We start from the raw sequence: 23,009 nt of genomic DNA, 5'->3' as shown, positions 1-23,009 counted from the left end.
GGGCCAGTGCCATGAACACACCAGATCAGACTTCGGATGTCGCCCTTTGGGTTTTCGGCTATGGATCGCTGGTCTGGAACCCCGGGTTTCCGTTTGTCCGGCGCGAGCTGGCGACCTTGCCCGGGTATCACCGGTCGTTCTGTATGCGCTCCATCCACCATCGCGGCACGGTTGACGCGCCGGGCTTGGTGCTGGCGCTGGATCCGCGGCCCGATGCGGCGTGTTCCGGGGTAGCCTTTGGGGTGGCCCCCGCGGCGGTCGAGCAAACTTTGTTTGATCTACGCGAACGGGAACTGGTGTCCTCGGCCTATCTGGAAATGCGCCTCGACGTGCGCCTCGACCACGGGCCGGAGGTGTCGGCGCTGACCTATGTGGTGGACCCAGACCACGGCCAGTATTGCGGCGGTCTGCCGTTGGACGAACAGGCCGCGATCATCGCGCGGGCCCATGGCGGGCGCGGGCCGAACGCAGACTATCTGATCCATACGGCCAGCCACCTCAGCCAACTTGGCCTTGAGGACCCGGAATTGGATTGGCTGGTGGCGCGAGTGCTGGAATTGACAGACGTCAACCGCACCGCCGACCACTGACAATGCGTGTTTGCAGATTTTGCAGTGCAGCCTATGCTGCGTTGACTTAGGGAAAGAGGCGAAACAATGGTTTACAGGGACCGCGAGGTCAGGGCGCAATTTTCGCAGCCCATCCGCCAGATCCTGTTGATGCTCATTGTCGTGGTCGCTTTCGCGATCGGGGCATATGTGGCGTATCCGAAGGTGTCGTCGGTCTTTCTGTCCAGCCCGTGGCTGAATGGCGCGATCGTGCTGGTCTTCGTTTTTGGCGTTTTGGCCTGTTTCCTTCAGGTTTTTCAGCTGATCTCATCGGTCAGCTGGATCGAAGGCTTCGCGCATAGCCGTCCGGGGTTCGACCTGAAACATCCGCCTCGGTTGCTGATTCCGCTGGCGGCGCTGCTCCGGTCCCGTGGCGCGAAGATGCAAATTGGCGCGTCGTCGTCGCGGTCGATCCTCGATTCGGTGGCGACCCGTCTGGACGAGGCACGCGATATCACGCGCTATATTACCAGTCTGTTGATTTTCCTTGGCCTTCTTGGGACGTTTTACGGTCTGGCAACGACAATTCCTGCGGTTGTTGACACGGTGCGCTCGCTTGCACCGGCACCGGGGGAAAGCTCGACCGAAGTGTTCGGACGGCTGATCACCGGCCTCGAGAAACAGCTTGGCGGCATGGGCACTGCATTTTCGTCCTCTTTGCTGGGGTTGGCCGGGTCACTGGTGGTCGGCTTGTTGGAACTTTTCGCAGGGCACGGGCAAAACCGGTTCTATCGCGAGTTAGAAGAATGGCTGTCCTCGATCACCCGGGTTGGGTACTCGGCTGGCGATTCCGAGGGTGGCAGCGCCGAAAGCGGCATGTTCGCCACCCTGATGGACCAAATGACCGAGCAGTTTGACCAATTGCACACGACGTTCATGCAGTCGGACCGTAGCCGAAGCTTGGTGGATGAAAAGCTGAGTGCGCTGGCCGGATCACTGGATCGCATGACCCAGAAGTTGACCGAGGATGCCGATACCAAAGCCGCGTTGACCCGTATTGCCGACGGGCAAGAGGCGCTGGTGGCGGCACTGACCGCCTCGGTCGCGCGGCCCCTTGCTGAGGCCGAGGCGCAGCAAGCCGAAGCGCGGGCGCGTCTGCGTAGTATCGATGTCCAATTGTTGCGTGTTCTGGAAGAGGTCACGGCGGGGCGTCAGGAAATGACGGCCGATTTGCGTAAGGATTTGGCGCGGTTGACCCGGGTGATTGAGATCGCTGCCGCCATCCCGACCGACACCGAGAGGCGTTGAGCCGTGGCTCTGAATCGACGCAGCGGGCAACGGTTTCAGGCTTCGATCTGGCCCGGATTTGTCGACGCGATGACGGGGCTGTTGCTGGTTCTGATCTTTGTGTTGACCATTTTTATGGTGGTTCAATCGATCCAGACCGAGACGATCACAGGTCAGGAAACTGAACTAGACAGCCTGTCGCAGCAGATTAACGACCTGTCTCAGGCGCTTGGCGGGGAACAGCAGCGCAATTTTGCTTTGCAAGATCAGATGGATAAGCTGGGGCTTGATCTGCAAGGGGCCTTGTCCGACACTGCGTTTCAGACCCGTTTGGTGGAAACCCTGACCACGGAAATTGAACGGCGCAACGCCGCACTGAGTGATGCTCAGACCAAGATCACGGCTTATGAGGCGCAAGTCACGCAACTGCTGGTGGATCGGGATACTGCGCGGGATCAGGTCGCCGACCTGCAAGTGACGGTGACCGAGCAGACCGAGCAACGCGATGCGCTGGAAACCGCATTGGCCTTGGCCCGCAGTGAAGTAGATGCCGGAACCGAAGCGGCGCGGCTGGCTGCGGCCCGGCGAGAGGCGCTTGAGGCGCTGATTGCCGATCTGCGGCGCGATGCGGCGGGTGCTGAGGCCGCGCTTGCGCAGAGCGAAGAACAACTTTCCGAAGTCACGGCGGCGTTGTCGGAAGAAGAGGCCGCGAAACTGGCCGAGGCGGCGGCGGCCGAAGCCTTGCGGGCGCGCTTGCAGGCCTCTGACGCGGAACTGACGGCCATGACCCTGTCCTTGGAAGCGCAGCGCAAGGAGGCGGAGAATACCCTGACGCTGTTGGCGGCGGCGACTGCGGCGCGGGAGGATCTGGATGCGCGATTGGCCGCGGCGCTGTCCGACAGCGCGGCTACTGCCGAGGATCTGGCGGCAGCCATTCTGGCACGTCAAAGCGCCGAGACGGCTGCACAGGAAGCCCTGACAGACGCAGAGCGGCAAAATCGTCTGTTGGCCTTGGCCAAGACCGAACTGTCCGATCTTGAGGGCGCAAGCGACGCCGATAAGCGGATGATGGCCGCGTTGAATGCGCAGGTCGCGGATTTGCGGCGTCAGGTTGGAAGCTTGCAAGACCTTCTCGACAGCGCCAAAGCCGACGACGTCGCCGCGGACGTACGCATTCAGTCGCTGGGGGCGGACCTGAATGTGGCGCTGGCCCGGGTCGCATCCGAGCAGAAACGCCGCGCCGAACTGGAAGCGGCCGAGCGGACCCGGCTTGAGGCGGAAGCCAAACAGCTTGCCAATTACCGATCCGAGTTTTTTGGCCGACTGCGCGAGGTTCTGGGCGATCAACAGGGCGTCAAGGTGGTCGGGGATCGCTTTGTCTTTGATTCCGAGGTGTTGTTTGCCTCTGGGTCGGCGGACCTCTCGCAAGAGGGGCGGTTCGAGATTTCCAAAGTCGCCCGGATTTTGCAAGAGGTCGCGGCGGTGATCCCATCGGGCATTGATTGGATCATCCGCGTCGATGGACATACTGACGATGTTCCGCTGTCCACGGGCGGGCGCTTTTCGGACAATTGGGAACTCAGCCAGGCACGGGCGCTGTCCGTTGTGCGCTTTATGGTCGACGTGTTCGGCTTTCCGCCAGATCGTCTGGCCGCTGCCGGTTTTGCAGAGTTTCAGCCGGTCAATTCAGCGAGTACGCCCGAGGCGCGGGCGCAGAACCGCCGGATTGAACTCAAGCTGACCGAACGCTAGGCACCCCGCCCAGAAAAACATCACCCCGCCTGCAAGCAGACGGGGTGATTGTGAGTGCGAACCTTTTGCTGTGTCGCGCCATGGTTGGGTCGACGATCAGTCCGCCGTGAGAAGGGGCGGCTTGTCCCCGGACAGGCGGGCCTTTTCGGGTGGCGTGCTGATCAGGACAATCTCGCCGTCCTTCAACACCACCCGCACCAAGCCGCCTTTTGCGAGTTTCCCGAACAGCAACTCTTCGGCCAACGGCTTCTTGATGTATTCTTGGATGACCCGGCCCAAGGGGCGGGCCCCCATCCGGTCATCATAGCCTTTGACTGCCAGCCATTCGGCGGCCTCAGGCGACAGTTCGATAGCGACGTTTCGGTCCATCAATTGCGCTTCCAGTTGCAGCACAAATTTTTCGACCACCTGCATGATGACGCTTTCAGGCAACGGCTTGAAGCTTATGATGGCGTCCAGACGGTTCCGGAATTCGGGGGTGAAAATCCGTTCAATAGCTGCGGTATCTTCTCCCTCGCGCCGATCCCGGCCAAACCCGATAGCCGATTTGGCCTGCTCAGCAGCGCCTGCATTGGAGGTCATGATCAAGATCACATTCGAGAAGTTCACCGTCCGGCCATTATGGTCGGTCAGTTTGCCGTGATCCATAACCTGCAACAGGATGTTGTAAACATCCGGGTGAGCTTTCTCGATCTCGTCCAGAAGCAGAACGCAATGGGGATGCTGATCGACACCATCGGTCAACATGCCGCCCTGATCGAACCCGACATAACCGGGGGGCGCACCGATCAGGCGACTGACCGCATGTTTCTCCATGTATTCCGACATGTCGAAGCGGAGTAATTCAAGACCCAGACTATCGGCCAGTTGGCGCGCGACCTCGGTTTTGCCGACCCCGGTCGGTCCAGCAAAAAGATAGTTGCCAATTGGCTTTTCGGGTTCGCGCAATCCGGCACGCGCCAGTTTGATCGCCGAAGACAGCGCATCGATCGCCGCATCCTGACCGAACACCACGCGCTTCAACGACCGATCCAGATCCTTGAGGATCGCGGCGTCATCTTTGCTGACGTTTTTCGGCGGGATCCGGGCAATCTTGGCGACGACGGCCTCAATCTCTTTGGTGCCGATGGTCTTACGGCGGCGGCTGTCGGGCACAAGGTGCTGGGCCGCGCCCGCTTCGTCGATCACGTCGATGGCCTTGTCGGGCAATTTACGGTCATTGATATAGCGCGCCGACAGTTCCACCGCTGAACGGATGGCATCCATCGTATAGCGAATGTCGTGATGGGTTTCGAAATAGGGCTTGAGCCCTTTCAAAATTTTCACGGTGTCATCAATAGTGGGTTCGTTGACGTCGATTTTCTGAAAGCGGCGGCTTAGCGCCCGATCCTTTTCGAAATGCTGCCGGTATTCTTTGTAGGTGGTGGATCCCATGCATCGCAGCTTCCCGCCCTGAAGCGCGGGCTTCAGCAGGTTTGATGCATCCATCGCGCCGCCTGAGGTGGCCCCGGCCCCGATCACGGTGTGAATTTCATCGATGAACAGCACCGCATCGGGATGCTCTTCCAATTCATCCACAACGGCTTTGAGACGTTCTTCGAAGTCGCCGCGATAGCGCGTTCCGGCAAGCAGTGCCCCCAAGTCGAGCGAGAAAATGGTCGCCTTGGCGAGAACCTCAGGCGTTTCGCCGCGAACGATCTTCAGCGCAAGACCTTCGGCAATCGCGGTTTTGCCAACGCCCGGATCGCCGACCAGAAGCGGATTGTTCTTACGGCGGCGGCACAGGACCTGAATGCAGCGTTCGACCTCTTCCTCGCGGCCGATCAGCGGATCGACATCGCCTTTGCTGGCCTTCGCATTCAGATCAACGCAATATTTGCCCAACGCGGATTCTTTGCCCTCGGATTCGGTCGACTGGGTGGTTTCCTCTTCATACTCCGACGTGCCCGATACCGGCCGGGGCTCCCCGAAGCTGGGGTCTTTGGCAACGCCATGTGCAATGAAGTTCACGGCGTCATAGCGGGTCATATCCTGCTCCTGCAGGAAGAACGCCGCATTGCTTTCCCGTTCGGCGAAGATGGCGACAAGAACATTGGCGCCGGTGACTTCAGTCCGGCCAGACGATTGGACGTGAATCGCCGCACGCTGAATGACGCGCTGAAACGCAGCGGTTGGTACGGCTTCGGAACCGTCCACGTCGGTTTCCAGCGTCGACAGTTCTTCGTCGATGAAATCGGTCAACGATTTTCTGAGAACGTCAAAGTCGATCCCACAAGCTTGCATGACTTTTGCGGCGTTGGGTTCGTCAATCAACGCCAGCAGCAGATGTTCTAGGGTCGCAAGCTCATGGCGCCGTGTATTTGCCAAGGCCAGAGCCGCATGAATGGCTTGTTCAAGCGTATTCGAGAATGAAGGCACGCCGTGCTCCTTTTAAACAGGGCCGGATCGGGAAGGTCCCGCACCAACCGTGGGCTCCTTGTCTTAAGGTTTGGTTTTCCGCGGGCGTCTTCAAGTCTTTTTTCTGTGCGGTCGGGGAGAAAAGACAGTTGACGTTAGATTATGCGGCTCGGATCCGCGCTCGGGCTGCCTTGCCAGCAAAATGATCAGAAATTGTCTTTCATGCGTCTCATCTGGGCGAAAACCGCAGAATCCGCCGCATTTGACAGTCCCAAGGCGGCTTTGAGGCTAGGATCGGCCGCCCGCAGGAATGGATTTGTCGCCTTTTCCAGCCAAAGTTCGGTCGGAATGGTCGATTTTCCCGCGGCCCGGTCGCGATCAATTTTTGTTGCTCTGGCCTGCAATGCTGCGTTGTTTGGGTCGATGGACAGGGCAAACCGGGCATTTGACTGGCTGTATTCGTGGCCAGAGCACACCGTCACGTCGTCGGGCAGACCTGCGAGATGCGACAGGCTGGCCCACATTTGATCGGGGGTTCCCTCAAATAAACGCCCGCATCCAAGGCCCATCAAGCTGTCGCCGGAAAACAGCAGAGCCGATTTCGGGAAATAATAGGCGATATGGCCGACGGTATGGCCGGGCACGTCGATCACCGTCATCGTCTCGCCCAAGAGGTGCTGAGCCACGCCGGGGGCAAGGCTATGGTCCAGCGCCGGCAGGCGGTGCTGATCTGCGGCCGCGCCCCACACCGCGGCCCCAGTGACCGCACGAAGGGCGTCAACCCCGTCGATGTGGTCGCCATGATGATGGGTGATCAAGATATCGCTGAGGTGCCAACCGCGCGCCTCCAGTGCGGCCAGAACAGGCGCAGCGTCCGGAACATCGACCACAGCCGTCGCGCCGCTTGCATCATCGTGAATCAGAAAGGCATAGTTGTCAGATCGGCAGGGCACTGTGTCCAGAGTAAGAGGCATGGTTTTCCCTTCGGGATCAGCTATCATCGGGTCTGAACGGTACGCCGACCTGCAGGAGCTTCGCAATGCACCTCGACGTGCAGGACTTGAAAACTTTCTATTACCGCACCCAACTGGGCCGAGCGGCGCAAAAGGCGATCCGGGAAAAGGTCCTGCAAATCTGGCCCGAGGCGCAGGGTCAGACGATTGTGGGCTTCGGCTTTGCGGTGCCGTTGCTGCGCCCCTACTTGCCAACCGCGCGCCGGGTGGTGGGGCTGATGCCCGCGCCGCAAGGGGTGATGGCATGGCCGATGGGGCTGCCGAATGTGTCGGTCCTGTGCGAAGAGGCGCTGTGGCCGCTGGCGACCGGCATGGTCGACAAATTGATCATGCTGCATGGGCTGGAGACGTCAGAGCATCCAACAGAAGTTCTGGACGAATGCAGCCGTGTGCTGGGGCCGGGCGGGCGGGTTTTGTTCGTGGTTCCGAACCGGGCCGGGCTGTGGGCACGTAGCGATCAGACGCCGTTCGGATTTGGGCGCCCCTATAGTCTGTCGCAGATGGAAAAGCAGCTCAAGCGACACGGCTTTCATCTGACCCGCCATGAGGTGGCCCTGTTCCAGCCGCCATCGCACAAGAAGGTCTGGCTGCGCACGGCTGCCTTTTGCGAGAGGGTCGGGCAGCGCATTTCAAATCGCTATGCGGGCGGCGTATTGCTGGTCGAGGCGACCAAGCAAACCTTCCAGCCGACCGGCACCGAAATCCGCGATCAACTTGCCGATCCGATCCGGATTCTGGAAGGGATTGCCAAGCCCGCGCGCAAGCCGGCGACCTTGGTTGTGACCTCGCCGTGACAAGAATGCCGCCGGCACGGCGCGCAAGTTCACCCCAGAATGGCTGATCGACCGGCTGCAGGGCGGGCTAAGTGATATTAATCGGTGCCGGGGATTCGGCGGGCCACCCGCAGGAACCGGCATAATTCGTGAGTTGGGCCATGCACATAGGGTCGCACCCTTTCGCAGTTCCTTAAATCAAACGAATGGTTGCGCAATCGAGGTGGCTCTGAACGGTTGCTACAGCACAAGCCCTTTGCTACACCCACGCTGATTTTAACGGCTTCACGACGGTGTGAGGCTGGAATTCCGCCTGCGTCCTCGTTGAGAAAGCGAGCCGGGCCATGACATCGGAAGGGACGACGTGTCAGAACCAGCTTCGATTTCATCCGGCATCGCTGCGCGCTATGCCACAGCCATGTTTGAGCTGGCCAAAAGCGACGGTCAATTGCCAACACTCGAAGCAGATGTGGACGCGCTTGATGCGGCGTTGCATGATAGCGCGGACCTGCAGGCGATGATCCGCTCGCCGCTTTATGCAAGGGATGCCCAGCAATCGGCAATCACTGCCGTCGCCAAGGCGATGAAGCTGTCCCCCCTGTTTTCGAACACGCTGTCGCTGATCGCCTCTAAGCGCCGTTTGTTCGTCCTGCCGCAGTTCCTGCTCGCGCTGCGCGAGATGATTGCTGAGGAAAACGGCGAGACGACAGCAGAAGTGACGTCGGCGGTCAAGTTGACCGACGCGCAATCGGACAAGCTTGCCAAAACGCTGAAGTCGGCCGTCGGCAAAACTGTGAAGATCAAAGCGACTGTTGATGAGAGTCTCATCGGCGGTCTTGTTGTAAAAGTTGGCTCGCGAATGATCGACTCGTCGATCGCCGCAAAGCTCGCAAACCTCCAGAATTCAATGAAAGAGGTCGGATAATGGGAATCCAGGCAGCCGAAATATCTGCTATCCTAAAGGAACAGATCAAGAATTTCGGACAGGAAGCGGAAGTTGCTGAAGTCGGCCGTGTGCTGAGCGTCGGGGACGGGATCGCACGTGTTTACGGGTTGGACAATGTTCAGGCCGGCGAGATGGTCGAATTTCCAGGTGGCATCCGCGGGATGGCCCTGAACCTCGAGTCCGACAATGTCGGTGTCGTGATCTTCGGTGCCGACCGTGACATCAAAGAAGGCGATATCGTCAAGCGGACCAACTCCATCGTGGACGTGCCTGCGGGCAACGGTCTGTTGGGGCGCGTTCTGGACGGTCTGGGTAACCCGCTGGACGGCAAAGGTCCGGTTGATTTCTCCGAGCGCCGCGTTGCTGACAGCAAGGCACCGGGCATCATTCCGCGTAAATCGGTGCACGAGCCGATGGCGACGGGTCTGAAATCCGTCGACGCCATGATCCCGATTGGCCGTGGCCAGCGCGAGCTGATCATTGGTGACCGTCAGACCGGCAAAACCGCTGTCGCGCTGGACACCATTCTGAACCAGAAGTCGTATAACGACGCAGCTGGCGACGACGAAAGCAAGAAGCTGTATTGCATCTATGTTGCAATCGGCCAAAAGCGGTCGACCGTGGCGCAGCTGGTGAAGAAGTTGGAAGAAAGCGGCGCGATCGAATACACGATCGTTGTGGCTGCCACCGCGTCTGACCCGGCACCGATGCAGTTCCTTGCCCCCTATTCGGCAACGGCAATGGCAGAGTTTTTCCGCGACAATGGCCGTCACGCGCTGATCGTTTATGATGATCTGTCGAAGCAGGCTGTGTCCTACCGTCAGATGTCGCTGCTGCTGCGTCGCCCGCCCGGACGTGAAGCCTACCCTGGTGACGTGTTCTATCTGCACTCGCGCCTGCTGGAGCGGTCGTCGAAGTTGAACGAAGAAAACGGCTCGGGCTCGTTGACGGCGCTGCCGATCATCGAAACCCAAGGCGGCGACGTGTCGGCGTTTATTCCGACCAACGTGATCTCGATCACCGACGGTCAGATCTTCTTGGAAACCGAACTGTTCTATCAGGGCATCCGTCCGGCCGTGAACACCGGTCTGTCGGTGTCGCGGGTTGGCTCGTCGGCACAAACCGACGCGATGAAGTCGGTTGCCGGTCCGGTGAAGCTGGAATTGGCGCAGTACCGCGAAATGGCGGCCTTCGCTCAGTTCGGCTCGGACCTTGACGCCTCGACCCAGCGCTTGCTGAACCGTGGTGCCCGTCTGACCGAACTGATGAAGCAGCCCCAGTATTCGCCGCTGTCCAATGCCGAGATCGTTTGCGTGATCTTCGCCGGGACCAAAGGCTATCTGGATAAGGTTGCCGTCAAGGAAGTCGGCCGGTTTGAAAAAGGTCTGCTTGCCTTCCTGCGGAACCAGAAGAAGGATCTGCTGGACGACATCACCAACAATGACCGCAAGGTTAAAGGTGAACTTGAGGACAAGATCAGGGCCGCGCTCGACGAATTCGCCGCCAGCTTTTCTTGATTTAACCTGAGGGACAGCGCCCATGCCAAACCTTAAGGATCTCAAGAATCGGATCGCGAGCGTCAAGAACACGCGCAAGATCACGAAAGCCATGCAGATGGTCGCGGCGGCGAAGCTTCGCCGCGCCCAGGAGAGTGCCGAGGCGGCACGGCCCTATACCGAAAAGTTCAACGACGTGATGAACGGGTTGGCGGCTTCGGTCGGGGACAGTCCGACGGCGCCGAAACTGCTGGCCGGGACCGGTTCGGATCAGGTCCACCTTTTGGTGGTCATGACGGCCGAGCGCGGTCTCTGCGGCGGCTTCAACTCGTCCATCGCACGTCTTGCGCGACTGCAAATTCGGTCGCTCAAGGCACAGGGCAAGACGGTGAAAATTCTCACGGTCGGCAAGAAAGGTCGCGAGGCGCTGAAGCGTGATTTCGCGGATCTGATGGTCGCCCATGTGGATCTGTCGGCGGTCAAACGTGTCGGATATGAGGATGCCAAAAGCATCGCTGCAGAGATTCTGAAGCGGTTCTCGGACGGCGAATTCGACGTTTGCTCGCTCCTTTACTCGAAGTTCGAAAGTGTGATCAGCCAAGTGCCCTCGGCGCAGCAGATCATCCCGGCGAGCATTGGTGAAGCGGTCGAAGTCAGCACGCTTTATGACTACGAGCCGAGCGAAGAAGGCATTCTTGTCGATCTGCTGCCGCGCGGTGTGGCGACGCAGGTGTACGCAGCCTTGCTGGAAAATGGCGCATCGGAGCAAGGGGCGCGGATGTCCGCTATGGACAACGCAACCCGGAATGCTGGCGACATGATCGACAAGCTGACCATTCAGTACAACCGCTCGCGTCAGGCCGTCATCACCAACGAGCTTATCGAAATCATCTCGGGCGCTGAGGCGCTCTAAAGAAACCGGAGACACGACATGGCTAACGCAAAAGGCAAAGTCGCCCAGGTCATCGGCGCTGTCGTTGACGTGCAGTTCGACGATGAACTGCCGGCGATTCTGAACGCCCTGACGACCGAAAACAACGGCAAGAAGCTGGTTCTGGAAGTGGCCCAGCACTTGGGCGAAAAAACTGTTCGGACCATCGCAATGGACGGGACCGAAGGTCTGGTTCGCGGCGCTTTGGTAGAAGACACCGGTGCCCCGATCTCGATCCCGGTTGGCACCGCCACCTTGGGCCGGATCTTGAACGTCATCGGTGAGCCGGTGGACGAACAAGGCCCGGTTGTTGCCGACGAGACCCGCTCGATCCACCAGCCCGCACCGGACTTTGACCAGCAGGCGACCACATCGGAAGTTCTGGTCACCGGTATCAAGGTTATCGACCTTCTGGCACCTTACGCCAAGGGCGGTAAAATTGGTCTGTTCGGCGGTGCCGGCGTGGGCAAAACCGTTCTGATCATGGAATTGATCAACAACATCGCCAAAGTGCACTCGGGCTTCTCCGTGTTCGCCGGTGTTGGTGAGCGGACCCGTGAAGGCAACGATCTGTACCACGAAATGATCGAATCCGGCGTGATCGTCGAAGGCGATCTGACCAAATCCAAAGTGGCACTGGTCTACGGCCAGATGAACGAGCCGCCGGGTGCGCGGATGCGTGTTGCTCTGACCGGTCTGACGTTGGCCGAGCAGTTCCGCGACCAGTCCGGAACCGACGTTCTGTTCTTCGTCGACAACATCTTCCGCTTTACCCAAGCCGGGTCGGAAGTGTCGGCGCTGCTGGGTCGTATCCCGTCCGCTGTGGGCTATCAGCCGACACTGGCCACGGATATGGGCCAGTTGCAGGAACGGATCACCTCGACCAAAGCTGGCTCGATCACCTCGGTTCAGGCCATCTACGTGCCCGCCGATGACTTGACCGACCCTGCGCCGGCCACATCCTTTGCCCACCTTGATGCGACGACCAACCTGTCGCGCGCCATCTCGGAACTGGGGATTTACCCGGCGGTTGACCCGCTCGATTCCACGTCGCGTCTGCTTGACCCGGCTGTGATCGGCGAAGAGCATTATATGGTTGCTCGTGACGTTCAGGGCGTGCTTCAGCGCTACAAGTCGCTTCAGGACATCATTGCCATTCTCGGCATGGATGAGCTGAGTGAAGAGGACAAGCTGACCGTGGCCCGCGCCCGGAAAATCCAGCGTTTCCTCAGCCAGCCCTTCGACGTGGCGAAAGTCTTTACCGGGTCCGACGGCGTTCAGGTGCCGCTGGAAGACACGATCGCATCCTTCAAAGCGGTTGTGGCCGGTGAGTACGATCACCTGCCGGAATCGGCGTTCTACATGGTCGGCGGAATCGACGATGTAATCGCCAAAGCGGAGCGGATGGCAGCTGACGCTGCCTAATCGCGAACCGAAGACCTCTAGAAGAGGGGAGTGTGCGTTGACGCATGCTCCCCGACAACCTGCATAGGGAACCGAACGAATGGCCGATACTCTGCAATTCGACCTGGTGTCGCCGGAACGCCGTCTTGCTTCGATGCAGGCGACGTCGGTCCAGCTTCCCGGTGTGGAAGGCGATCTGACTGTGATGCCGAACCACGCGCCGCTGATCACCAACCTGCGGCCCGGGGTTATCCGCGTCACTGGGCCAGATGGGGCCGAAGACTTCGCGGTCACCGGCGGCTTTGCCGAAATCACTGCCGAAGCAACGACCGTGATTGCCGAGCGTGCCGTCCCGCGCCATGCCGATCACAAGCCGATCATTACGGCGCATCTGGATGAGGCGCGCAAGACCGCATCCGAAGCGTCAGCCGATGCCAAGGACGGTGCCGAGAAATTTGTCGCCGATCTGGTCAAACTTCTCGAAGACATGGAGTAGGGCCCAGATCGCGCTGCCGCCTCTGTGGTTGCTTGCGATTTGGCACAAATACCTTCATTATTTGAACAGACACAGCAGTCCGCGGTCATTTGTTGTCGCGGGCTGCGTATTCGTTAAAAAACCGCACATTTTCCGGCCAAGGATGACCGTCTTGTTGTGCCCGATCCCCCGCTCCAACGACTTATGTGCCGCGTTGCCGCGATTGTTGTGACCGGCTTTTGTGATTTCCCGCGATGTGGACTGAAGGACCTCCCGATGACCTTTTCCCCTAGATATGCTGTTTCGGCAGCGTTGCTTGCGTTATTCTTATGTGTGGCTTGGGCGCTTCCCAGTTTCGCACAGGACGCCGATGCGCCCGAGGTCGCTGCCGCGACCGACGTGCCGGTTGAAGAGACCGCTCCGGCCTATCCGGCGGGCCTCGACAACCCAGAAATTCCGGTCAGCGAACTGACCTTGCGGGTGATCCCGCTGACGACCGATGAACTGACCGCACTGGCCGATTCGTGGTTGATGATCGTCAAAGAGCAAACCACAGATGTGGTCGAGCAGCAGCTGGTCATCCCGACCCTGTCGGGAAGCGAAGCGGATGCCGCGCGTGAAGTCCTGACCGGCTTGTCGGATCAGCGCGGCCAAGCCTTTGATCGATATACAACCGTTGTCGACAATCTGGCGAAAAAGGGTGGCGACGAGGCCAAAGTCGCGTCCTATCGCGCCTATCGCAACGCCATCGTCGTGGACGAGAAGCAGAATGCCGACTGGCAAACCCTGTACAAGATGGCCGTGTCCTGGACGCTGTCGCGTGATGGCGGCATTGAGCTTGGGCTGCGCATCGCCGTCATCGTGGGCTCTTTCATCGCGCTGATGGCCCTTGCTGGCATTGTCCGCCGCGTTGCACGCCGGTTCTTTGGCCGGGTGCCGGACCTGTCCAAGCTGCTGCAAGGCTTTCTGGCCATGCTGGTATATTGGGTGGTCATCGCCTTCGGTCTGATGATCGTTCTGTCCAGTCTTGGAATTGACATCACGCCGGTCTTTGCTCTGGTCGGTGGTGCCTCCTTCATCATTGCGTTCGCCTTTCAGGAAACGCTCAGCAACCTTGCCGCAGGCCTGATGATCATGGTCAACCGGCCCTTCGATGAGGGGGACTATGTGACAGTCGCCGGAACCGGCGGCACGGTCAAAGCGGTGTCGATCGTGTCGACCACCGTCACAACGCCGGACAACCAGATCATCGTGATCCCGAACAGCAAGGTTTGGGGCGACGTAATCACCAACGTTACTGCCAGCGCAACGCGCCGGGTCGATATGGTCTTTGGGATCAGCTATGAGGATTCGATCGCCGATGCGCAGAAAATCCTTGAGGAAGTGGTGGCGATGCACCCGCTTGTTCTGGAGGACCCTGCGCCGACCATTCGGGTGGATGAATTGGCCGATAGCTCGGTGAACTTCATCTGTCGTCCGTGGTCCACCACCTCGAACTACTGGGCGGTGAAATGGGACCTGACCCGTCAGGTTAAGGAAGCCTTCGATAAGGCCGGGATTTCGATCCCTTATCCGCAGGCCGACTTCCACGTGCATATGAAGCAGGATGGTGCTGTGTTTCCGGGGGCAGAGCCAGCTGCGCTGACTGCGCCGACACCGACCGCGCCGACACCAGCCGCGGCCGCAACCGGGGGGACCCGCAGTCAAACCGCGGCCGCCATTGCGCGCGGCGAAGACGGTGACGGTGAAAGTGAGAACGAAGACCGGGGCGATTGATCCCCGGTCTCTGCCAAGTCTAATCCAACCGGGCGGTCATGCGGTCGCAAGCCCAACCGACCGCCCGGTGCAAGAGCAGCGTCATTGTCGCCAGCACCACGAGTGCCGCGAACATCAGGTCGATCTTGGCGCGGCCGTTGGCCAGTAGCATGAGATAGCCAAGTCCCTTGCTGGCCCCGACCCATTCCCCGATAATCGCCCCGATGGGGGCATAGACCGCCGCCAGACGCAGTCCAGATGCCAAGGATGGCAGGGCTGCGGGCACCCGAATGCGCCACAGGGTGCGGGACCGGGTGGCTTGCATGGCTTGAGCCAGATCCAGCCAGCCACGCGGTGTCTGCATCAACCCGTCGAAAAAGGCCGAAGCGACGGGAAAATAAATGATCAAGATCGCCATCAGAACTTTCGACCACAGGCCATAGCCCAACCACAGGGTCAGGATCGGGGCCAGCGCGAAAACGGGCAGGGCTTGGGTCAGCACCAATGCAGGCCGGATCAGCACCCGGGCCATGGGCGATACCGCCAGCCATAGGGCGGTGGCGGCGCCAAGGCTTGCGCCCAGTACCAGACCAATCAGCACCTCTGTCAGGGTCACCCACGCGTTCCGCGCAATGAGTCCGGCATTTGACCATAATGCGGTGGCGACGCGCCAAGGCGACGGCAGGATGAACGGTGGCAAGTCTGCCAGAACCACCAAAGTGTGCCACAGGCCAAGCAGCAGCGCCGTAATGGCCGCTGATACGGCGATTCGGGTCATCAACGGGCTCATGGCTCGGACCTCAGCAGGCCCAACAGTTCGGCTTGATAGCGCAGGGTGGCGGGGTCTTCTACGGCGCGGACCGGGGTGCCGGGCGGGGCGGGCATCGTCTCGAGCCCGGTGCGGCGCATCAGATAAATCCGGTGGCTGAGGCGTGCCGCCTCCCACGGGTCATGGGTGACCAGCAGGACGGTGCGGCCGTGGAGGGTTTCGGCGGCCAGTTCCTGCATGTCGGCGCGGGTGCGGGCATCCAGCGCCGAGAACGGTTCATCCAACAGCACGATGGGCCGATCCTCCATCAAGGTTCGGGCGAGGGCCACCCGCTGACGCTGTCCCCCCGACAGGGTGGCGGGGCGGCGGCTGGCCTGATCGCTCAGGCCAACCCGGGCGATCAACGCGTCCGCTTGACCAAGGTCGGGCCGGGTGCCGCGTAGGCGGGCGCCAACGCAGACGTTCTCGCGCACGCTCAGCCACGGCAACAGCAGATCGTCCTGCGCCATATAGGCGACGCGGCCATCCAAAGCAGCGTCGTCGCTGGCCCGCAGCGTTCCGTTAAATGTGGCGCCAGTGGGCAGCCCGGCAATCAGCCGAAGCAGCGTTGATTTCCCGATCCCGGATGGGCCCAGCAGACAGGTCCAGCCGCCAGGCACCAGATCGAGTGTGGTGGTCGGAAACAACAGATCAGCGCCAAGCTGGGCCGAGCCTTGCAACTGGATGCCGGGCCCAACGGTCATGTTTGGTCCAGCCCCATTTGCCAGAACCCTACCTCGAGCGCGGTGGCGGTGCTGAACCGCTTGCACAGGCGCGGCCATCGGGGCGCAAGGTCTAAGGGCGATCCGATCCGGCGGGTCAACGCGCCGTCCAGCATCACGCCAACATCCCGGCACAACGCCTGATAGTCGTCCCCGGCATAGGTATCGATCCAATCGCCATAGGGCGTGTCGGCGGCGCGGGTTTGGGCCAGTTGCAGCCCGATCTCGCCATAGCCAAAGACGCAAGGTGCCAAGGCGGCCAGAAGATCGCACAGATCCCCGGCTTGCCCGGCATCCATCACATAGCGCGTATAGGCCAGATTTGCGGGCGATTCCGCTGCCTCAAACAGGGTTTGCTCGGAAATGCCTTCATCGGCGCAGATCTTGACGTGAAGCTGCATCTCGCCATGTACCAGCCCTTGCACAAGGCTGGCGGAAAGGCGGGTTTCCTCTAGGGTTTCGGACTTGACGATGGCCAAGGCCCAGCCCCGGGTGAAATGGGTCAGAAAGACATAATCCTGCACCAGATAATGCAGGAATGCCGCGCGCGGAAGCGTGCCATCCCCCAGTTTTTGCACAAAAGCGTGCCGGGTGTAGTCGGTCCATGCCGGACCGGCCGCGTCGCGAAACAGCCCGAAGGCGCGGCCGTAATCTGGATGGGTCATTGGGCCCCCAGATCAATTGCCAAGTCCGAAACAGGGCGGGTGGCGTCGATCAGGCCGGCCTCGAACAAAAAGGTGTCGAAGCGGGCATAGCGTCCGGCATCCAGCCCAGATGGCGACAGGGCCAGACGGGGCCACGTGTCGTCCCATGCCATAGCGTTCAACTCATCGCGCAATTCGGCGGCGTAGCCGCTGAAGGCGTCCCAGCCGTCCTGCGGGTGGTTGACGATGAAATGCGCCGCGCGTTCAGTGGCGGCAAGGAACCGGCGGATTTTGTCCGCATCCATCCGGTCGGGATTGGCGACATAGATCAACTCGTCATAGGCAGGGATGCCTTCTTCTTCGATGAAAAAGCAGGTGCCGTTGACACCTTCGATCTCCATCTGGTTCAGCTCAAAATTGCGGTAAGCGCCGATGGTGGCATCCACCTGACCGGCCATCAGGGCCGGGGACAGCGACCAGTTGACGTTGACCAGCGTGATATCGTCCAGTGTGAGGCCATTATTGCCGAGAAGTCGCCCCAAAAGCGCCTCTTCAACACCGGCGACGGAATATCCGATCTTCTTGCCCTTTAGGTCTGCCAGCGTTTTGATCGGGCCGTCTTCCAGGACCAACAGGCAATTCAGTGGCGTCTCGATCAGCGTGCCGACGCGGACCAGCGGCAGCCCTTCGGCGATCTGAAGATGCATTTGCGGCTGATAGGACACGGCCAAATCTGCACGGCCAGCGGCGACCATCTTGGGCGGATCGGCCGGATCGGCCGGGGCGATGATTTCGACCTCTAGGCCTTCGTCCGCAAAATACCCCAGTTCTTGGGCCACAATGATCGGCGCGTGATCGGGGTTTACGAACCAATCGAGGATCAGGGACATTTGGTCCTGCGCCAATGCAGGAGTGGCAGTGAGCAGGCCAAAGGCGAGGGCGAGATGTTTCATCAGGGGTCCTTTTGGGTCGGATAATCAGAAGATCAGATGTCGTTTAAGGGGGGGCTGGGGGCTTGGATGCCGGACAGCGTGTTGGCCCAGATGCGGCACACAGCATCGCCCCCACCGGCACATCGCGGTGCGGGGCTTATGGGTCGGGCAGATGTGTTGGCATCGTTGTCCAGCCTCCTTTGTCAATCGGAAGCTGGCGCAAAAAGGGCGCGGCCCTTGTCTGCGAAAGACTTCCTACGCCGGGACTAACCGGGTCAGGTTCAAAGGGTACGATCTCAGCCCATCACAACGGGCGCCCCTGTCTTAGAGCGGCGTTAAAGCACAGTCGGTGCGGGCTGTCACGGGGGAAGGCGCGGAAAACGTCACTCGCCTAAAGGCGAACACTGCGGATAGCCATAGCCCCAGCGCCACGGCAAGCCCGAACAGGGCGCACCGCCAAGGCGCACGGCCTGATACATCGCCAGCGCGAGGGCGGAATAGTTCTGGGCCAATTGCGCCGGGGTCAGCCCGTAGGTCTCAATCGCGGGCGAGGTATCGCGCTCGGCCCAGCCTTCGACGCAGGTTCGAAGGGTTTGGTCTGCGGATAAGCGCGCAGCAGCACTGGCGTCCGCCGTCGTGGTGCCACCGGCATTGTGATAGGCGTGGTCATGGGCGACACAGCATGGCTCCCACGGGGGGCGGGCGCCATTCTGTCCCGCAAAGGCCGGTGAAATCCCGGCAAGGGTGGTCCACGCATCGGTCATGCCGCCGCTGCACCCGTCGGTTTCAAAGGGCGCAAGCTGTGGCTCTGGCGCATTGACTTGGGTCATTAGCGGCTCGTGCAGCCAGACCTCCATCCACAGCCCGTCTTGGGCAGCAAGCGGGCCACCGGACAGCGCGCCCCACAGCAGAACGGCACCCGACCACTTACGCCCCATCGGTCATCCGAATGGGCAGGTCAATTTCCAGCCCCATCAGATCGGCCAGTTCGATCAGCAGACGCTCGCCGGTGCTGAGACCTTCGCGGGCGGCGATCACCTCGCGGGCGCGGCCGGGATAGTCGGTAATCAGCCCCCATACGCCGCGTGAAATCATCTGGGACATTGTCACCATGTCATCCACGGTCCAGACCAGAACCGGCTGCTCTGCCGATTTGGCGTGGCGCATCAGGCTGGGTTTGGCCAAGCCGGTGTTGACCGCTAGAAAATCAGCATTCAGCCGGGTCAGATCCCCGACAGCGGTCGCCGCCAGAAAGCCGACATCCCAATCTGGACGGAGGGCTTTCATCCGGGCAACCTGCGTGGCCTCTAGTGACATCACCGCGATCTGGTCGGCCATTCCGGCCGCTTCGACGATCTCGGCGACCCGTTCTTCCAGTCGATCGCTGTGGCCATAATATTTCAGCTCGATCAATACCTTGGCCTTGTCCCGCGCCACGTCCAGCACGTCTTTCAACAAGGGCACCCGTTCAGCAGAATAGGCCGGGTCGAAATGGCTGCCGATATCCATCTGGTCCAGCTCGGCGCGGGTGATCTCCCAGACCTTGACCGGAATGCCGGCAATTTTCATGAAATCGCTGTCGTGGATGACGATCACTTCACCGTCGGCGCTTTCTTGAACGTCGATTTCGACCCAATCGGTGCCGTCATCAATGGCCTTCTGGATCGACGCCAAGGTGTTTTCTGGCCGAAGACCCGCCGCGCCGCGATGGGCAATGACCTGCACCTGATCCACGGATTTAAGGGTTTCGAACAGGGACACGCCAAGGGCACCGGCGAAGCCCACAATAAAGATCAGGGTCAGTCCGAATTGGGCCATCCGGCTTTCCGAAAGGGGGGTGTTGCTGTCGGGAAGGCGCAGGGGATCCGTGTCGAGGCGGGCAAACCGCTCAAGCAGAAGGGCGGCAAAACCAGCGGTGGTCAGGGTCGAGGTCGCCGTCAGAACCAAGGCCCAGATTACGACGACCGTCCCCACCACGGTGACCAACTGCCGAATTCCGGCCTGACCAAAGCCTTCGGCCAGATGGGCAAGCCCGGTGGCGCCCAAGGTCACCAGCGCCCCGACCGCCAGCACCACCAGCGCCCATAGCGAGAACCGCAAGGCGAGGCCCAGTCGGTGCCCTTTGGTCAGGCGGGCGCTGATGCCAAAGGCGCGCCGGGTCGGGCCTGGGCGGAACAGCACCACCGGCAAGGCCATTGACCACGCCACCAGACGATTAAGCACCAGCAGTGCGCCGATCCCAAGAATGGGGGCGATGATGTATAGGGTGGTCTGAAATTCAGCCGGACGCAGGGTGAGGTAGTAATTGATGTCATGCGCACTGAGGCGCTGATAGGCGATCAGCCCGGCCACAGCTAGAAACGGCAGAAACAACGCCAGCAGCCGGACGATCAAGTGGGCCGCGAATTGCAGCAGTCTGGGACCCTTCATGATCACCTGACGCACCGCCGCTGGCCCCCATTTCCGCCGGTCCCCTTTGGCCGAGACCTGTACCCACATCATCGCGGACAGTTCGATCACCGCAGCGGTCAACACCAAGCTGCCGATCAGCAAGAACACGATCACGCCCGCGGGGCTGAGTAGGAACATCGCAATGTCCTGATCGGCAAGGGCGGATTGCCCCGCCAGCGACAGACCCAGTTGCAGCGTACCGCCGATCAGCGGCGAAATCAGCGCAAGGGCAATCACCGAGACGGTCACGTGTGTGGCCAGCAGCGGCCAGCGCAGGTGCCACACCTGACGGATATAATCGTGGATAAACATTCTGTCTCCCGGAATACTGCGCGGGACTCTGTCAGGTCCGTACCGGTGGTTCAATTGCCCAGACCGCATTTGCCACGCGATTCGTCCGCAGAACCAAGCGGAACGGCTGTCGGCCGGTTTCTGCCTTTGGGCTTGGACTGGGGGAAGGGGGGGGCGCCCGGCCTGTAGCCGCCGCTTGTCCCCAGCCGGGTCCCCGGACGGACGGGGCTGGCGCGTGCGGCTGCCGGGCACGGGGCGACGCGGGGCAGGTCACAGGGGCGGGCGGTTTTTAACCGCCGGCCCCAGCATGTAGGCAAGACGCGTTGTGCGCCAGTATGGTGCCTTTTGCACCCGTCGTTTCCGACATCGTTTCCGACCGTTCTTTCCTAGAGCCTGCGTGGTTAATAAATCGTTTCCGTCTGGGCCATTTTCGCGCGGGCGGTCCCGATCATGGATGGCGAGAGGCTCGGTCCGAAGTTGCGATGATTTTGCACATGAATAGGCCTTGTTCATCTGGGGCGGCCTGTGTCAGCTATGGTCATGTCCAAAGTATCCAGCTGGGCCTCTGTTGCCCCCCGCCTGATCGATGTGGCCTCTGGCCGAAGTTTTGCTGACCTCGTGATCCGGGGCGGCGTTTGGGTCAATGTCCACACCCGCGAGTGTCTGCCCGATCATGATCTGGCCATCGTGGCGGGGCGTTTTGCCTATTGCGGCCCGGATGCCAGCCATTGCATCGGACCAGAAACCAAGGTGGTCGAGGCCGAAGGGCGCTTTATGATCCCGGGCCTGTGTGACGGTCATATGCATATCGAATCCGGCATGTTGACCCCGGCGGAATTTGCCCGCGCGGTCATTCCGCACGGCACCACCACCATGTTCACCGATCCGCATGAGATCGCCAATGTGCTGGGTCTGCGCGGCGTGCGCTTCATGCATGACGAAGCGCTGATGCAGCCGATCAACATCTTTACCCAGATGCCCAGCTGCGCGCCCTCTGCGCCGGGTCTGGAAACCACTGGCTACGAGATTAGCGCCGAGGACGTGGCCGAAGCGATGGACTGGCCCGGGATTATCGGTCTGGGCGAGATGATGAACTTTCCCGGCGTCGTGGCGGGTGACCCCAAGATGCTGGCCGAGATTGCTGCGACACAGCGGGCGGGCAAGACGGTGGGTGGCCACTATGCCAGCCCCGATCTGGGGCCGGCCTTTCACGCCTATGCGGCGGGCGGCCCGGCTGACGACCATGAAGGCACCTGCGAGGCCGACGCCATTGCCCGGGTGCGGCAGGGGATGCGGTCGATGATGCGGCTCGGCTCGGCGTGGTACGATGTCGAAACTCAAATTACAGCGGTCACCGAAAAGGGGCTGGACCCGCGCGGGTTCATCCTGTGCACCGACGACAGCCATTCCGGCACGCTGGTCAATGATGGCCATATGAACCGGGTAGTGCGGCACGCCATTGCCTGCGGCTGCGATCCGCTGATCGCCTTGCAGATGGCGACGATCAACACCGCCACCCATTTCGGGCTGGAACGCGAATTGGGCAGCATCGCGCCCGGGCGACGGGCCGATGTGATCCTGACCTCTGACCTGACCACCCTGCCGATCGAGCAGGTCTTCGCAGGCGGCGTTCTGGTGGCCGAGGACGGTGAGATTCGCGTCGACTGCCCGCATCTGGACTGGCCCGAGGATGCCCGCAACACGGTACATCTGGGCAAGACCCTCAGCGATAAGGATTTCCAGATTGCCGCGCCCGAAGGGGCCAATCGGGTCACCGCCAAGGTCATCGGCGTGGTCGAGAACCAAGCCCCCACCAAGGCGCTGATCCGTGAACTGCCGGTCACGGATGGTTGTGTGCAGGGGGATCCTGCCGCCGATGTTTGCCAGATCGCCTTGGTCGAACGCCATCGCGGCACTGGCGCGGTGCAGAACGCCTTCGTTTCGGGGTTTGGCTATACCGGGAATATGGCGATTGCCTCGACCGTGGCGCATGACAGCCACCATATGATCGTGGTTGGCACCTCGCGCGCCGATATGGCGGCGGCGGCCAACCGGCTGGGCGAGGTTGGCGGCGGTATCACCGTCTGGAAAGACGGGAAGGAGCTGGCGCTGGTGCGCTTGCCGGTGGCGGGCCTGATGTCTGACGCCCCGGCGCAAGAGGTGGCGGCAAGTGCCGACCGAATGGTCGCGGCCATGGCCGACTGCGGCTGCAACCTGAACAACGCGTATATGCAGCATTCCCTGCTGGCGCTGGTGGTAATTCCCGAATTGCGCCTGTCGGATATGGGGCTGGTGGATGTCACGCGCTTTGAACTGACGGATTTATTTGAAGGGTGAGACGATGACCGATGCCAGTGCTTTGTTGCCCACGACGGTCACGTCGA

19 protein-coding genes and 1 riboswitch are annotated in these 23,009 nt (G+C 60.8%); of the genes, 11 read left to right on the top strand and 8 right to left on the bottom strand.

Annotated features, from left to right (window positions below):
- The first annotated feature begins 11 nt into the window (after window positions 1-11).
- The 3 genes from BV911_RS00515 to BV911_RS00505 all read left to right on the top strand — a co-directional run bounded on the left by BV911_RS00515 (window position 12) and on the right by BV911_RS00505 (window position 3,587).
- Complete coding sequence (locus BV911_RS00515; RefSeq protein WP_086051625.1) at window positions 12-590, top strand: gamma-glutamylcyclotransferase; 579 nt, start codon at window positions 12-14, stop codon at window positions 588-590.
- A 66-nt stretch (window positions 591-656) separates the two neighbouring features.
- Complete coding sequence (locus BV911_RS00510; protein WP_086051624.1) at window positions 657-1,856, top strand: biopolymer transporter ExbB; 1,200 nt, start codon at window positions 657-659, stop codon at window positions 1,854-1,856.
- Window positions 1,857-1,859: 3 nt separating this feature from the next.
- Window positions 1,860-3,587 (top strand): peptidoglycan -binding protein, encoded by a 1,728-nt coding sequence (locus tag BV911_RS00505; protein ID WP_086051623.1) that lies wholly within the window; start codon window positions 1,860-1,862, stop codon window positions 3,585-3,587.
- A 96-nt stretch (window positions 3,588-3,683) separates the two neighbouring features.
- On the opposite strand, the gene clpA is transcribed toward BV911_RS00505, so the two are convergent.
- Window positions 3,684-6,005, bottom strand: coding sequence for an ATP-dependent Clp protease ATP-binding subunit ClpA (gene clpA, locus BV911_RS00500; protein WP_086051622.1), 2,322 nt, complete (start codon window positions 6,003-6,005; stop codon window positions 3,684-3,686).
- A gap of 185 nt (window positions 6,006-6,190) precedes the next feature.
- Window positions 6,191-6,958, bottom strand: a complete 768-nt coding sequence (gene gloB, locus BV911_RS00495) for a hydroxyacylglutathione hydrolase (protein WP_086051621.1) — start codon at window positions 6,956-6,958, stop codon at window positions 6,191-6,193.
- Between the two features lie 65 nt (window positions 6,959-7,023).
- Between gloB and BV911_RS00490 the strand changes: the two genes are divergently transcribed.
- The 7 genes from BV911_RS00490 (at window position 7,024) to BV911_RS00460 (ending at window position 14,798) form a co-directional block, all read left to right on the top strand.
- Window positions 7,024-7,791, top strand: coding sequence for a class I SAM-dependent methyltransferase (locus BV911_RS00490; protein WP_086051620.1), 768 nt, complete (start codon window positions 7,024-7,026; stop codon window positions 7,789-7,791).
- Between the two features lie 343 nt (window positions 7,792-8,134).
- On the top strand, window positions 8,135-8,695 hold the full coding sequence (locus BV911_RS00485; protein ID WP_086051619.1) for a F0F1 ATP synthase subunit delta: 561 nt from the start codon (window positions 8,135-8,137) through the stop codon (window positions 8,693-8,695).
- Complete coding sequence (gene atpA, locus BV911_RS00480) at window positions 8,695-10,233, top strand: F0F1 ATP synthase subunit alpha (RefSeq protein WP_086051618.1); 1,539 nt, start codon at window positions 8,695-8,697, stop codon at window positions 10,231-10,233. The genes BV911_RS00485 and atpA overlap by 1 nt, the downstream gene beginning before the upstream one ends.
- A gap of 22 nt (window positions 10,234-10,255) precedes the next feature.
- Window positions 10,256-11,125 (top strand): F0F1 ATP synthase subunit gamma, encoded by an 870-nt coding sequence (locus BV911_RS00475; RefSeq protein WP_086051617.1) that lies wholly within the window; start codon window positions 10,256-10,258, stop codon window positions 11,123-11,125.
- A gap of 18 nt (window positions 11,126-11,143) precedes the next feature.
- Window positions 11,144-12,568: a F0F1 ATP synthase subunit beta gene (gene atpD, locus BV911_RS00470; RefSeq protein ID WP_086051616.1), complete on the top strand. Its 1,425-nt coding sequence runs from the start codon at window positions 11,144-11,146 to the stop codon at window positions 12,566-12,568.
- 79 nt (window positions 12,569-12,647) lie between these two features.
- Window positions 12,648-13,043 carry a F0F1 ATP synthase subunit epsilon gene (locus BV911_RS00465; RefSeq protein ID WP_086051615.1) on the top strand — a complete coding sequence of 132 codons (396 nt, stop codon included), beginning with the start codon at window positions 12,648-12,650 and terminating at the stop codon, window positions 13,041-13,043.
- Window positions 13,044-13,298: 255 nt separating this feature from the next.
- A complete protein-coding gene (locus BV911_RS00460; protein ID WP_086051614.1) occupies window positions 13,299-14,798 on the top strand; it encodes a mechanosensitive ion channel family protein in 1,500 nt (499 codons plus the stop codon).
- Window positions 14,799-14,817: 19 nt separating this feature from the next.
- Here BV911_RS00460 and BV911_RS00455 read toward each other — a convergent pair whose 3' ends face one another.
- From BV911_RS00455 to BV911_RS00430, 6 genes are all read right to left on the bottom strand, one after another.
- A complete protein-coding gene (locus BV911_RS00455) occupies window positions 14,818-15,567 on the bottom strand; it encodes an ABC transporter permease (RefSeq protein WP_240512088.1) in 750 nt (249 codons plus the stop codon).
- Window positions 15,564-16,289 (bottom strand): ABC transporter ATP-binding protein, encoded by a 726-nt coding sequence (locus BV911_RS00450; protein ID WP_086051613.1) that lies wholly within the window; start codon window positions 16,287-16,289, stop codon window positions 15,564-15,566. The genes BV911_RS00455 and BV911_RS00450 overlap by 4 nt, the downstream gene beginning before the upstream one ends.
- Window positions 16,286-16,972, bottom strand: a complete 687-nt coding sequence (tenA, locus tag BV911_RS00445; protein WP_086051612.1) for a thiaminase II — start codon at window positions 16,970-16,972, stop codon at window positions 16,286-16,288. The genes BV911_RS00450 and tenA overlap by 4 nt, the downstream gene beginning before the upstream one ends.
- The gene (locus BV911_RS00440; protein WP_086051611.1) at window positions 16,969-17,904 is read right to left on the bottom strand and encodes an ABC transporter substrate-binding protein; all 936 of its coding nucleotides are present in this window, start codon (window positions 17,902-17,904) and stop codon (window positions 16,969-16,971) included. Before BV911_RS00440 ends, tenA begins: the two co-directional genes overlap by 4 nt.
- 214 nt (window positions 17,905-18,118) lie before the next feature.
- Window positions 18,119-18,214: riboswitch (TPP riboswitch) on the bottom strand.
- Between the two features lie 52 nt (window positions 18,215-18,266).
- Entirely contained in the window at window positions 18,267-18,821 is a 555-nt protein-coding gene (locus BV911_RS00435) for a hypothetical protein (RefSeq protein WP_086051610.1), read from the bottom strand.
- The gene (locus BV911_RS00430; RefSeq protein WP_168183943.1) at window positions 18,811-20,646 is read right to left on the bottom strand and encodes a glycerophosphodiester phosphodiesterase family protein; all 1,836 of its coding nucleotides are present in this window, start codon (window positions 20,644-20,646) and stop codon (window positions 18,811-18,813) included. The genes BV911_RS00435 and BV911_RS00430 overlap by 11 nt, the downstream gene beginning before the upstream one ends.
- Window positions 20,647-21,165: 519 nt before the next feature.
- Between BV911_RS00430 and BV911_RS00425 the strand changes: the two genes are divergently transcribed.
- Window positions 21,166-22,962, top strand: coding sequence for an adenine deaminase (locus BV911_RS00425; protein WP_240512087.1), 1,797 nt, complete (start codon window positions 21,166-21,168; stop codon window positions 22,960-22,962).
- The last annotated feature ends 47 nt before the right edge of the window (window positions 22,963-23,009 follow it).

The sequence above is a fragment of the Pseudoruegeria sp. SK021 genome, assembly GCF_002119405.1.
Taxonomy (GTDB): Bacteria; Pseudomonadota; Alphaproteobacteria; order Rhodobacterales; family Rhodobacteraceae; genus Meridianimarinicoccus.
This window is presented reverse-complemented; position numbering and strand designations above follow the sequence as displayed.